This window comes from Ferrovibrio sp. (assembly GCF_025869515.1).
Lineage (GTDB): Bacteria > Pseudomonadota > Alphaproteobacteria > Ferrovibrionales > Ferrovibrionaceae > Ferrovibrio.
This window is the reverse complement of record NZ_JAOZVR010000115.1, coordinates 19,766-32,405: the sequence shown is the minus strand read 5'-3', so window position 1 is coordinate 32,405 and position 12,640 is coordinate 19,766. Positions and strand designations below refer to the sequence as shown.

The 12,640-nt window shown below is 61.2% G+C and carries 11 protein-coding genes; 5 read left to right on the top strand and 6 right to left on the bottom strand.

Annotated features, from left to right (window positions below):
* Positions 1–14: 14 nt before the first annotated feature.
* The 3 genes from OJJ21_RS20610 to OJJ21_RS20600 all read right to left on the bottom strand — a co-directional run bounded on the left by OJJ21_RS20610 (position 15) and on the right by OJJ21_RS20600 (position 3,936).
* The gene (locus OJJ21_RS20610; protein ID WP_297689404.1) at positions 15–1,298 is read right to left on the bottom strand and encodes a hypothetical protein; all 1,284 of its coding nucleotides are present in this window, start codon (positions 1,296–1,298) and stop codon (positions 15–17) included.
* A gap of 293 nt (positions 1,299–1,591) precedes the next feature.
* Positions 1,592–2,758: a porin gene (locus OJJ21_RS20605; RefSeq protein ID WP_297689401.1), complete on the bottom strand. Its 1,167-nt coding sequence runs from the start codon at positions 2,756–2,758 to the stop codon at positions 1,592–1,594.
* A gap of 275 nt (positions 2,759–3,033) precedes the next feature.
* A complete protein-coding gene (locus tag OJJ21_RS20600) occupies positions 3,034–3,936 on the bottom strand; it encodes a methyltransferase domain-containing protein (RefSeq protein WP_297689399.1) in 903 nt (300 codons plus the stop codon).
* Positions 3,937–4,071: 135 nt separating this feature from the next.
* Between OJJ21_RS20600 and OJJ21_RS20595 the strand changes: the two genes are divergently transcribed.
* The 4 genes from OJJ21_RS20595 to holA are packed head-to-tail and all read left to right on the top strand — an operon-like array spanning position 4,072 to position 8,853.
* Complete coding sequence (locus tag OJJ21_RS20595; protein ID WP_297689397.1) at positions 4,072–4,668, top strand: DUF3576 domain-containing protein; 597 nt, start codon at positions 4,072–4,074, stop codon at positions 4,666–4,668.
* Between the two features lie 57 nt (positions 4,669–4,725).
* Complete coding sequence (gene leuS, locus OJJ21_RS20590; protein WP_297689396.1) at positions 4,726–7,296, top strand: leucine--tRNA ligase; 2,571 nt, start codon at positions 4,726–4,728, stop codon at positions 7,294–7,296.
* Between the two features lie 25 nt (positions 7,297–7,321).
* Positions 7,322–7,840 carry an LPS assembly lipoprotein LptE gene (gene lptE, locus OJJ21_RS20585; RefSeq protein ID WP_297689394.1) on the top strand — a complete coding sequence of 173 codons (519 nt, stop codon included), beginning with the start codon at positions 7,322–7,324 and terminating at the stop codon, positions 7,838–7,840.
* Positions 7,837–8,853, top strand: a complete 1,017-nt coding sequence (holA, locus tag OJJ21_RS20580; RefSeq protein ID WP_297689392.1) for a DNA polymerase III subunit delta — start codon at positions 7,837–7,839, stop codon at positions 8,851–8,853. Before lptE ends, holA begins: the two co-directional genes overlap by 4 nt.
* Here holA and OJJ21_RS20575 read toward each other — a convergent pair.
* Together OJJ21_RS20575 and OJJ21_RS20570 are read right to left on the bottom strand one after the other, a co-directional pair.
* Entirely contained in the window at positions 8,850–9,896 is a 1,047-nt protein-coding gene (locus tag OJJ21_RS20575; RefSeq protein ID WP_297689390.1) for a WD40 repeat domain-containing protein, read from the bottom strand. The two genes, holA and OJJ21_RS20575, sit on opposite strands and share 4 nt — an antisense overlap.
* Positions 9,897–9,906: 10 nt before the next feature.
* Complete coding sequence (locus tag OJJ21_RS20570; protein WP_297689388.1) at positions 9,907–11,016, bottom strand: GTP-binding protein; 1,110 nt, start codon at positions 11,014–11,016, stop codon at positions 9,907–9,909.
* Between the two features lie 128 nt (positions 11,017–11,144).
* Here OJJ21_RS20570 and OJJ21_RS20565 point away from each other — a divergent pair, with 128 nt between their 5' ends.
* Positions 11,145–11,681 (top strand): methylated-DNA--[protein]-cysteine S-methyltransferase, encoded by a 537-nt coding sequence (locus OJJ21_RS20565; RefSeq protein ID WP_297689386.1) that lies wholly within the window; start codon positions 11,145–11,147, stop codon positions 11,679–11,681.
* On the opposite strand, the gene OJJ21_RS20560 is transcribed toward OJJ21_RS20565, so the two are convergent.
* Positions 11,668–12,597, bottom strand: coding sequence for a LysR family transcriptional regulator (locus OJJ21_RS20560; RefSeq protein ID WP_297689384.1), 930 nt, complete (start codon positions 12,595–12,597; stop codon positions 11,668–11,670). The genes OJJ21_RS20565 and OJJ21_RS20560 overlap by 14 nt on opposite strands.
* Between the last annotated feature and the right edge of the window lie 43 nt (positions 12,598–12,640).

Below are 12,640 nucleotides of genomic sequence, written 5' to 3'. Positions count from 1 at the left end.
GATATCCGCCCGATTTAGAAATCGAGACGCATACCGACGACAGCGAAGTTCGCCTTGGCGTCGTTGTCGAGCTGGGTCGTGCCGTTCACCACCGTGCCGGCCGCGATGGCATCTTCGTATTCATAGCGGCCGATACCGCCGAAGCCGAGAATACCGCGGGCGACCTGGTAGGTCACACCGAGCGAGTACCAGGTGAACTCGTCTTCGCCACCGACAGCGAAGCCCGAGATATTGCCCTGGTCAGCCTTGGTCTTGGCATAGTCGACGCCGAGACCGATGGAGCCCGGATTGACACCATTGGTCAGGTAACGCACGCCGGCAGTATAGACCTTGCGGTCGTCGTTGCTGCCGACGCCCATTTCTTCGGTCTTCCAGGCGCCACCCACCTGCACAGTTGAGCCATCGCCGATGTTGTAGGTCAGCGTCGTGCCGAAAGCCCAGCCTTCCAGACCGTTGCTCTTGAACACCTGAGCCGCGCCGTTCGCGGCGGCCGCAGCCGTGCTGTTCGCCTCGATGTCGAAGCGGTTATAGGCGCCGAACACCGCAACATCGATCATGCCGAAGGATTCGACATAGTTGGCAGCGAAGGTGTAGGCCCTCGAAATCTGCCCGGCGTCAGTTTTGCTTGTGAAGCCGCCGCCACACGGGCTGATGCTCGCATTATCCGTCGACTGGACGGAGAAGTCCTGGCAACCATCGGGCGTATAGGAAACACCAAGCTGCAGACCCTTACCGGCCTTGGAGCCGAAGTAGCGGTCAGCTGAGGTATACAGGTTGATGCCCTCGGCATCGTCCGGCGCACCTGTAAACTTGGTGAAATTGCCGCTGGTGCGCGCACCCGTGGGGGCATTGGTTACCGAGATGGCGCCGGTCGGATCGATCGTGCCATAACCGGGAATGGCAATGGGTGCACCATAGACCATCTTCGACGCGGCACGATCAGTCGAACCAATTTCAGCCCGGCCAATATCAGCGCGCTCGATGAACATATAACGTTCGTCGATCTGGTCGCCTTCCGTCGAGCCTTCCAGCTCGATGCGAGCACCGATCGCAGTGCCGTCAGCGAGCACGCCGCGAACATTGAAATAGATTTCAGCGTCAGCAGCGCCGAAGCCATGACTCTGACGGCTGCCCAGCGTGCGGCTGTTGTCGAAATCGGCAGCCTTGAACACCTCGGCAATATAGCCGCCGACGGTAACGGCGATCGGCACTTCCTTGGTCTGTGCCACGGCAATGTCAGCCGCAAACAGGCCAGTGCCGACGACAAGGGCGGTCTGAAGCAGGAGAAGCTTTTTCATCCTTGGGGTCCTTTGCAAGTTTGTCATGTCAGCGACGAACGATGGACCAAGGCGTTACCAAACTGCCGATATGATTAATCTTCGCCCGGAATATTTAAAAGCGGTTCTGGCAGTCGTTAGCGCCGTTCGTGATTATCAGCACAGGATCAAAGATTGTGGCGTACTGTGGCTGAAAAGCCACGACATATACGGATCAAAGCGAAAAAACGGAAATAATCGTGAAAATGAGTAATGGTAAAAAAGAAAGGGGCAGGTTTCCCTGCCCCTTCCCTCACGTCCGATTGTAGATCGGATTAGAACGTCAGATTGATACCGACCACACCGAAGGTCTGGTCGATGTTGCTGGTGGTGGTGATCGCATCCGAAGTATCGGACACGCCCACACCGGCAAAGCCGAGGATACCAGCGGCGATCTGATAGGTCAGACCGAGATGGTAGTATTCCAGATCGCCGGCGCGGGTGGTGCCCTGCTCGTTACGATCGTAATACTCCACACCGAGGCCGATCGAGCCCGGAGCGGCACCGTTGGTCAGGTAGCGAACGCCGAGGCTGTAGGCCTTACGCTCACGGGTCGAGTTGACGTCTTCCTTGGTGTAACCGCCACCAAACTGAACCGACGAACCATCGCCGATGTTATAGGTGAACAGAGCACCGCCCTGCACGCCGCTTTCGCGATCGTTCTGGAAGGCAGTCGTAGCGCCGCCGCTGCCGAGAACCTTCACGCTGTTGTAACCGGCGTAGAGGGCGACATCGAACGAGCCGAAGGACTCGAGGTAGTTGGCAGCGACGTTCAACTGCTGCTCGAGGCTGACCGGAGCGGCCAGGAAACCGCCGCCGCAGGGGGTGACGCTGGCAACATCGGTCGACTGCACCGAGAAGTCCTGGCAGTTATCCGGGGTGTAGTTCGCACCGATCTGCAGGCCCTTGCCGGCCTTGGAACCGAAATAGCGGTTCGACGCGCTATACAGGTTGATACGCTCGGCATCGTCCACGTTGTTGACGAAACGCATCAACGGCGCATTAGTCACCGCCGAATATTCCGAATGCACCGTGGTGCTGTAGTTCGGCAGCGAATTCGGCGCCGCATAGATCATCTTGGTCGTGACCGAGTCGGTCGAACCCAGTTCGACGCGGCCATACTCGGCATGCTCGATGAACATGTAGCGCTCATCGACCTGGTCGCCATAAGTGGCGGATTCGAGCTCGACGCGGGCACCGATCACGGTGCCGTTGGCCAGCACGCCGCGGACGTTGAACCAGATTTCAGAATCGGCCTTGAAGCCATGATCGCGGATGTCCGTGGTCTCCTGATCGCGATCCTGGACCTGGAACATCTGGTTGTAGTAACCGCCGACGGTAACGCCGATCGGAACTTCCTTGGTCTGCGCGTTGGCGATATCGGCCACGAACAGGCCGGCAGCGGCAACGAGCGCTGTTTGCAGAAGCAGAGTCTTCTTCATTTTCCTCTTTCCTCTCCCACCGGGATTAGGGTTGCAGTGCTAGTCCTAGCATCGAACAAACAGCCGATACGGGCCGCTGATCGCTGAAGATCAAGCCATCTGCGACCCGCAAGTGTCAATTAAAGCAGCACTTTCCGGGAGACTTTTGGAACCGGTGTTGCAAATGAGCCACACAAAATCACCACAGGCAGTTTTTCGTCTTGAGAAATCAAACAGATATCCCCGGTGCAGCATGCCGTTCCGCATGTCTGCAATTGCTGTTTCTGAATATCCGGTTAAAGCCTGGCGTGCGTGCGAACGAGTCGATAGGCCCGGCCCGCCTCAGGTACGCCCGCCTCGATTCGCAGCGGTTCATCATAAGTGGCGGCAACTGCGAATCCGGTGTTGGCAGCGAGTGTCCGGATATAGGCATCAGCCTGCCGAAAGCGGCCACTCGGTCGCAACTCTACCGGCTGCGAACCATGCGCCAGCTCGATCGTACATAGCAGTTCGCCATCCTTGTTAAGATATTGATCTGAAAATGAAAAAATATTCTCCAGTTGTCCGATGTAAATAAAAACATCTGTGGCCAGGACCGCATCGTAGCGACAGGGCGGCCGATGCAGGAAAGCATGGGCTTCAGCCTTGTAAAGGTGGTCATACCCGCCGCGACGGCCTGCTTGCTGCAGCATCCTAGGGGCCAGATCGACACCATCCAACTGCTTGGCATAGGCCCGGAATAACGGTGCATTCAACCCAGTCCCGCATCCAAGATCGAGGATTGTGCGGCTGCGGTCTTTTTCCCAGGCCTGTTCAGCCAGATGGGCAATCATCTGCGGGCCGCGGTAATTCAGGCTGGCCAGATGGGCATCAAAACTCTCGGCATGGCCATCGAAAACCCACACGACATAGTCGTCCGGGGCCCGATCGGGAACGCGTTTACCCTCCAGCATATCGACCATATGGCGAATCGCGCCGGATTCCGGCAGCAGCGCCAGAGCCCGCTGGAAGGCATTGAGAGCCGCATCAGGGTCCCTGCGCTCCAGATGGCATTGCCCCAGCCCCAGCCAGGCCGGTGCCGTTTCCTGCCGTGCCAGGGCTTGCTGGTAAATCGCTGCGGCCTCGTCCAGATGGCCAGCAACCTGAGCCTTCCAGGCATGCTGCAAAAGATCGTCAATAGCCTTTGTTTTCAAATCCATAGCTCGATGCTCACGGCGCGACCCGACTTAAATCTTTTCCAGTCCACTCACAATCCCCGAGGGCGTAATACTGGCCGGTCATTGGGGGCTGTTATAGACTAAGCTATTCACTGCTGCAGTAAGCGTTCCAGAAGGATGGCCACAATGGCGTCTCTGCGTCCGATCACCATTTGCCCCCGGGGTTTCCCTCATCGCAGGATGATGCTTGCCTCTGTTATGGTTATTGTTTCCTTGGCCGGCTGCTCGGCGCCGGGCGATAACGAAACCCAGACCTACTTCCCGGAAAAGAATCAGTACGGCACCTACGACCCGGCACCCTCGGCTGGCCGGCAGTCGGTTTTCGGGTCTGGCGGTCTCAATATCCTGGGCGGTGGAGACAAGAAGAAGGAGGATGGCGGCAGCGGCGGTATTGGTGTCAACAGTTTCCTGTGGCGTGCGACGCTGGATACCGTGTCCTTCATGCCCCTGATTTCGGCCGATCCTTTTGGCGGCGTCATCATCACCGACTGGTACACACCGCCGCAGACGCCGACCGAACGTTTCAAAGTCAATGTCTATATCCTGGATCGTGCGCTGCGCGCCGATGGGATTCGCGTTGCCGTCTTCCGCCAGGTGCGCCAGGGGGATAACTGGGCCGATCAGGCAGCCGCCCCGAATACCGCGATCAGCATGGAAAATGCTATCTTGCAACGGGCGCGCGAATTCCGCATGGAAGCCGAGGCCCGCCGCTAAGATTTTACGCGCTTACAGCAAGCGCCCGCTCTAGACTCGTCAGACACCGGAACCCGAATGTCCCGCTATAATGCCAAGGCGGCGGAAACCAAATGGCAAGCCGCCTGGAACCAGCGGCAGGCCTTTCGCGCCGAAGCCAATCCCAAACGCCCGAAATACTATGTGCTGGAGATGTTCCCCTATCCGTCGGGGCGCATCCATATGGGGCATGTGCGCAACTACACGCTGGGCGATGTCGTCGCCCGCTACAAGCGCGCACGCGGCTTCAACGTGCTGCATCCGATGGGCTGGGATGCTTTCGGCCTGCCGGCGGAGAATGCCGCGCAGGAGAAGAAAGTTCATCCAGCCGCCTGGACCTACGACAACATCGCCAACATGCGCGCCGAATTGCAGCGCATGGGCCTGTCGCTCGACTGGAGCCGCGAATTCGCGACCTGCCATCCAGGCTATTATAAGCACCAGCAGCAACTGTTCCTCGATTTCCTGAAAGCCGACCTGATCTATCGCAAGGAAAGCTTCGTCAATTGGGATCCGGTGGATCACACTGTCCTCGCCAATGAACAGGTGATCGATGGACGCGGCTGGCGCTCGGGTGCGATCGTCGAGCGGCGCAAGCTGTCACAATGGTTCCTCAAGATCACGGCCTATGCCGACGATCTGTTGAACGCATTGCAGACCGGTCTGGAACGCTGGCCAGAACGGGTCAAGCTGATGCAGCAGAACTGGATCGGCAAGTCCGAAGGCGCACGCTTTGCCTTCGCGCTGAAGAACCGTGTCGACAGTATCGAGGTCTACTCGACGCGGCCGGATACGCTCTATGGCGCCAGCTTCGTGGCGATCGCCGCCGATCATCCGCTGGCCGCTGAAATAGCCAAGACCGACGCCAAGCTGACTGCTTTCATCGAAGAATGCCGCCAGACCGGCACGGCAGAAGCCGAGCTGGAAAAAGCCGAAAAGATGGGCTACCGCATTCCGGTCGAAGCCCTGCACCCCTTCGCGCCCGAATCGACACTGCCGGTCTATGTCGCCAATTTCGTGCTGATGGAATACGGCACCGGCGCCATTTTCGGTTGCCCCGGCCACGACCAGCGCGACTTGGATTTCGCGCGTAAATACGACCTGCCGGTCAAGGCCGTCGTTGCGCCGAAGGGGCAGCACAATATCGAAATCGGGACCGAGGCTTTCACCGAGACCGATAATACGGTGGCGATCAATTCCGATTTCCTTAACGGCCTGGATGTCGCCGCAGCCAAACGCGCGGCCATCAAGAAGCTGGAAGCGCTGAACGCTGGGGAAGGAACTGTGACTTTCCGTCTGCGCGACTGGGGCGTCTCGCGCCAGCGCTACTGGGGTTGTCCGATTCCGGTGATCCATTGCGACGCCTGCGGCATCGTGCCGGTGCCGACCGCCGATCTGCCGGTGCAACTGCCTGACGATGTCACCTTCGACAGACCAGGCAATCCGCTGGATCACCACCCGACCTGGAAGCATGTGAATTGCCCGAGCTGCGGCGGCAAAGCACAGCGGGAAACCGACACCTGCGACACCTTCGTCGATTCGTCCTGGTATTTCGCCCGTTTCTGCAGCCCGCGCGCCGATCTGCCACTGATAAAAGACGAAGTCGATTACTGGATGCCTGTTGATCAGTATATCGGTGGCATCGAGCATGCCATTCTGCATCTGCTATATTCGCGCTTCTTCACCCGCGCCCTGCGCGACACCGGCTACCTCTCATTGCCGAGCGGCGAGCCTTTTGCCGGCCTGTTCACGCAAGGCATGGTTTGCCATGAAACCTATCGCGACAGCAGCGGCGCCTGGCTGCAGCCGACCGAGGTAAAGAAGGATGGCAGCCAAACGGTGCATATCCGCACCGGGGAACCGGTGACAGTAGGCCGCACCGAGAAGATGTCGAAATCTAGAAAGAACGTCATCGATCCTGGCCTGATCATCGATACCTATGGCGCTGATACCGCGCGCTGGTTCATGCTGTCGGACAGTCCGCCGGAGCGTGATCTGGAATGGAGCGAGTCTGGTGTCGAAGGTGCCTGGCGTTTCACGCAGCGTTTATGGCGCCTGGTTTCCGAGCCACGCGGACCGATCGCCGCGTCAGCAGCTACACTGCCGGCCGAATGGCCCGATGCCGCATTGGAACTGCGCCGGGCCCTGCACAAGACGATTGCTGCGCTGACCCAGGATCTGGAACAGTTCCATTTCAACAAGGCCGTTGCGCGTATCCATGAATTTGCCAACCTGCAGGAGGCAATCCGGGGCGACGATGCAGCTACCGCCTGGGCGCGCCGTGAAGCGCTGGAGGCTTTGGCCAAGCTGATCGGCCCGATGGTGCCGCATCTGGCGGAGGAAATCTGGCAGGCTCTGGGGAAGGATGGGCTGCTGCTGGAGCAGCCATGGCCGGTGGCCGATCCGGATCTCGCCCGCGACGATACAGTGACAATCGCCATACAGGTTGCGGGTAAGCTGCGCGCCACGATCGAAGTGTCTCGCGACATGGAACAAGGTGCCCTTGAGAAACTCGCCCTGGCAAACGACAATGTCCTGCGCGCCATCGATGGCAAACCGGTGCGCAAGGTGATCGTGGTGCCGAATCGGATTGTCAATGTCGTGGTCTAGACTGCCTCGCACCCTTCTGATCGGCGTGGTTCTGACCGGCCTGCTGGCAGCATGCGGTTTCAGGCCGCTCTACCGGCAGGACAGCGACACCGCCTCGGTGGTGCAGTTCTCGCAGATCGCCATAGCGCAACCCGATGATCGCGTTTCGCAGCAGCTGCGCAATCACCTGCTCGATATCCTGACTCCGCATGGTGCCCCGGAGCGCCCGCGCTACCTGCTGGACTATCGCATTACGGAATCCGTCGGGTCGGTTTTCGTTACCCGCACTGAAGAAATTACCAGAAACAATCTGCAGTTATCCGTATCATACTATTTGCGCGACTATGAAACCGGCGTAGCCGTCTTCTCCATGTCTGCCACCAGCCAGTCTTCGTATAACGTGACGCAGGCAGATTACGCCAATCTGATCAGCGAAAAGAATGCGCGCGAGCGCGCATTGCGCGACGCCGCCGAGCAGATGCGTCTGCGGCTTGGAAATTATTTCGATCGCAAACCGCAATTGGACGAACTCAAACGCCAGAAGCAACAGGGAAGCGTTCGGTGAAACTGCCGACGCGCGAAGTCGAAAGCTTCGTCAAGCGGCCACGTCAGGATATCCGCGCGGTTCTGCTGTTCGGCAGCGATGCCGGCCTGATCCGGGAACGCGCCAAGGCAATCGCCCAAAGCGCCTGCGAAGACCTGAACGATCCCTTTCGCGTTGCAACGCTGACCGGCGCGCAGCTGCAGGAAGATCCTGCCCGCCTCGCCGACGAGGCGGCTGCGATGGCACTGACCGGCGGGCGCCGCGTGGTGATGATCTCCGGCGCCGGCGACCGCAACGGCAAGCTTTTTGCCGGTTTCTTCGATGACCCTGCCGGCGATGCGCTGATCGTGGTCGAGGCCGGCGAGCTGACGGCACGATCCTCTCTGCGCGTGGCATTCGAGGATTCGAAGATCGCCGCCGCCATCGGCTGCTATGCCGATGACCAGCGGGTCTTGCAGGGCCTCGCCGATGATATGGTCAAGGAAGCTGGCAAGAAGATCGCGCCTGAGGCGATGGCATATTTGCTCGACAACCTGGGCGCCGATCGCATGATCACGCGCGGCGAGATCGCCAAGCTGCTGCTGTACAAGGGCGACGACGCCACCCCGATCAGCCTGGAAGACTGCGAAGCGGTGATCGGCGACAGTTCGACGCTGTTCCTCGACGACGCCGCCTTTGCCGCTTTCGGCGGCGACTTCACCCTGCTGACCGACGCTCTCACCCGCTGCGAAGGCGCTGGCGAATCACCGGTGGCGATCCTGCGCGTGGCGCAGAAGCACGGCCAGAAACTGCATCTGGCCGCCGCCAGTCGCGAAGCCGGCAACTCCATGGATCCGAAACGGCTTGGCGTGCACTGGACGCGTACCGCCGGTTTCGAGCGCCAGACCAGGCAATGGTCGAGTGACCGGCTGATGCGGGCGCTGGAAATCCTTACCGATGCCGAGTTGCTGGCGAAGAGTACCGGCATGCCGGCTGCGGCCGCCTGCGGCGATGCTCTGCTGCGCATTGCCAGGGCTGCGCGCGTCGCGCGCTAAGCCCCCGTTCCGAAATCCAAGATGCCCGCTGTGCCATCTTCGGCGCCGGCCAGCAGATAGCGCCCATCGGCACTCCAGCCCAGGGCGGTCACCGGCGCTGTGCCCAGCCGCTCGAGTTCGATACTGGTCTGATCGTTGATACGACCGAGTTTCAGCTGGCCATCGGCGTGACCCGAGGCAATCAGTCCGTGGCGCGGATGGCATGCCACCGCGGTGACCACGGCGCCCCGGCTGAGTTCCAGCGGGGCAGAGCCCATCGGACCCTTGCCTTTGCAGTCCCATACCACCACCACCTCGGCACCGCTGGTGGCGAGCCAGCGGCCATCGCGCGACCAGCTCAGACTGCGTGGCTTGGTCGGGTAGCCGCTCATCCGCATATCGGCAGAATCGCTGAGGCGCCAGCCATGCAGCTCATTTTCCTGTGTCGCCGTCATGACGAATTTGCCGTCCGGCGACCAGGTGGCGGCGATATGCGAGCCCTTCCAGTTCAGCCGCTTGGCCGGCTGCGGTTCGGCCTTGGCCCACCACAGCGACACGCCGCCGTAATGCGCCGCGACCAGGCGTCTGCCCTTCGGGTTGAAGGCAATGCCGGTCACCGTGCTGGGGTGGTCTTCAAACGTGGCAATCGCATTGCCGCGCGCATCCAGCAGTCCGACGCGTTTGCCGGCGGCATAAGCGATGGCGTCGCCGCTATCCGATACTGCGACATGCTCGATCCACTTGCGCGGCACCATCGCCAGCGCATGGCCCTCGCCTGCCACGTTGGTCAGCATCAGCTGACCGTCATCGCCGCCCGAAACGAAGCCTTCTCCATCGGGAGACGCCGCCATGCAGAGGAGGGCCGCATCGGGATGAGCGATCAGCCGCCGCGTGGTGCCTGCCTCCGGATCATCGAAAGGCCGGAGCGCGATCGAGCCGTCGCCAAGGCCGAAGCCGGCATGGCCGGCGGCATTGGCGGAAACCGCCGCCACCACGCCGGACTTGAACTGCCAGAGATAAGCCCGGAAGCCGATCTGTGTGCCGGGAGCCGTCTTCACTGTCATGGTGATCGGCTCAGGCGCGGCAGGACTCGAAGCCCTGCTGCAGGGCGGGCAGATCAAGATCGCGGCCGATGAAAACCAGGCGCGAGACATGCTTCTCGTCGGCGCGCCAGGGGCGCTGGAAATCGCCGTCCTTGATCATATGCACAGCCTGGAAGACGAAGCGCTTGTCACTGCCCTTGAAATCCAGAATGCCCTTGCTGCGCAGGATATTCTGGCCTTGGGCAGCCAGCAGCTCGCCGATCCAGGCATCGAACTTGCGCGAATCGATCGGCGTATCGACGGTTAGAGACACACTTTTTACGGTGGTGTCATGCTCGTGATCGTGGCCGCAATGCTCGTCATGCACATGCCCGGCCTCGCCATGCGTCGGATTGTGCCCATGGTGATGATCGTGATGATCGTGATGGTCGTGGCCGCAATGCTCGTCATGCACATGGCCCGGTTCGCCATGCGCCGGACCCTGCCGCAGGAAATCCGGTTCCAGGTCGAGGATGCGGCTGAGATCGAAGGCGCCGCGATCCAGCACCTTGGCGAGATCCACGTCGCATTTGGTCGCATGATGGATCTGGGCAAACTGGTTGACGCTGCGGATACGGCGTTCCACCTCGGCCAGTTCTTCCCCGGTCACCAGGTCGGTCTTGTTCAGCACGATCACATCGGCAAAGGCGATCTGCTCCTCGGCCTCGCGGCTGTCCTTCAGGCGCGCCGGCAGATGGCGGGCATCAACCACGGTGACGATGGAATCGAGCCGGGCACGGCGCGACACGTCTTCATCGACGAAGAAAGTCTGCGCCACCGGGCCGGGATCGGCCAGGCCCGTGGTTTCCACCACGATGGCATCGAAACGGTCCTTGCGCTTGAACAGGCCTTCGATGATGCGGATCAGGTCGCCGCGCACGGTGCAGCAGATGCAGCCGTTGTTCATCTCGAAGACTTCCTCGTCGGCGTCCACCACCAGCTCGTTGTCGATGCCGATTTCGCCGAACTCGTTGATGATGACGGCGTATTTCTTGCCGTGATTTTCGGTCAGGATGCGGTTCAGCAGCGTGGTCTTGCCGGCACCGAGATAGCCGGTGAGGACGGTAACGGGCGTCTGCGCATTCTCCAATGACTGTGACATAAGCGGATATCTCCGGCCGGGGCGGCCATGCTATTGAATTGTGGAATTTGGGCGTAACCATAGTGGCCTGACTGCCTAAGTCCAGCCTCGGCCCAGCACCCGGCCTGCAGCCGCCAAGTATCGGAAACATGTCGAAGAATCGCGCAACTTACAGCCTGACCCTGTCCAGCCCGCTCGGCTCGCTGACCGTCACGGCCACAACAGCCGCGGTCGTCAAGCTCGACTGGGGCGGCCGGGGTGCCCAGAAAGCATCCTGGGCTGCCGATATCGACACGCCGCCGGAGGCGGGCGCCCTGCTGGCCGAGGCAGCCCGCCAGCTGGAGGTCTATTTCACGGATGGCAGATTCCGCTTCGATCTGCCGCTGGAGCCGGCCGGCACCGATTTCCAGCGCGCCGTCTGGGATTTCATGCTGGCGATCCCCGCCGGCCGCACCCGCAGCTATGGCGAGGCCGCCACTGCCATCGGCAGCGGCCCGGTAGATTCCCGTGCGGTGGGCAGCGCCTGCGGCGCCAATCCGATTCCGGTGATTATCCCCTGCCACCGCATCCTGGCGGCCGGCGGCGATGCCGGCGGCTATTCCGGCAAGGGCGGGCTGGATACCAAGCGCTGGCTGCTGCGCCACGAAGGCGCCTACGTGCCGTCCGAACAGGTCAGCCTGTTCTGATTTCTCCGACGGCGGCCTGCAGGGCCGCGGCGAACTGCTGCAACGAGCGAAGCGCCATGGTCTCGCGATGCGCGAGGAACAGCAGCGGAGTCGCTACCGGTTCGCGATCGACGCGCAGGCGTTGCACCAGCCCGAGCCGGCTGTAATGCGCAATCGCCGAAAACGGCGCCACTGTTACAAGATCGGTGCGGCCGACGATCTGCAGATTGGTGTGGAAGGACAGCGATTCGATGACCGGCCGCGGCCGCTCCAGGCCGTGATTGATAAAATGCTGGTCGACAAATACGCGCGTGAAGCTGGGCAATGGTGCCAGCACCCAGGATTCCCCAACAATATCGGCCAGCGAAACGGACCGGCGACGCGCCAGTGGATGCCGGCGCGATGTTGCGAATGACAGACCCTCGGTCAGCAGCGGCGTCGCAAACAGATCACCCAATGTCGGATCGCGCAGCGTGGCGGCATCGACGCGTCCGATGAAACAGTCGATCTGCCGGCTCCGCAAATCCGCGAGCATCGACGGCACCGTACCTTCGGTGACTTCGATGTCGAAATCGATGCCCTCGCGCATCAGCCCGGCAATCGCCTGCGGCAGCAGATCGACCGTCACCACCGGCAGAGCGCCAACCGAGAGCCGCCGGCGCGGCGCAGCCTTGCCGCTGCCGAGCGCCCTGTCCAGCGCGACGAGACCGATGCGCAGACGCTCCACCACGGCGTGGCCGGCCGGCGTCAGGCGCACGCCGCGCGGCAGGCGTTCGTAGAGTGCGGCGCCGACCACGGTTTCCACCTCGCGCAGGATCTTGGTGGCGGCCGGCTGGCTCAGACCCAGTTGCGCGGCGGCACGGCTGAGCGAGCCACTGACCTCGACGGCGTCGAGCAGGCGGAGGTGGCGCAGGCGCAGGCGGTCGGTGCGGGTCATGCCGATATATTATTTTGTTATGGATATAGTCCATAACAATAAT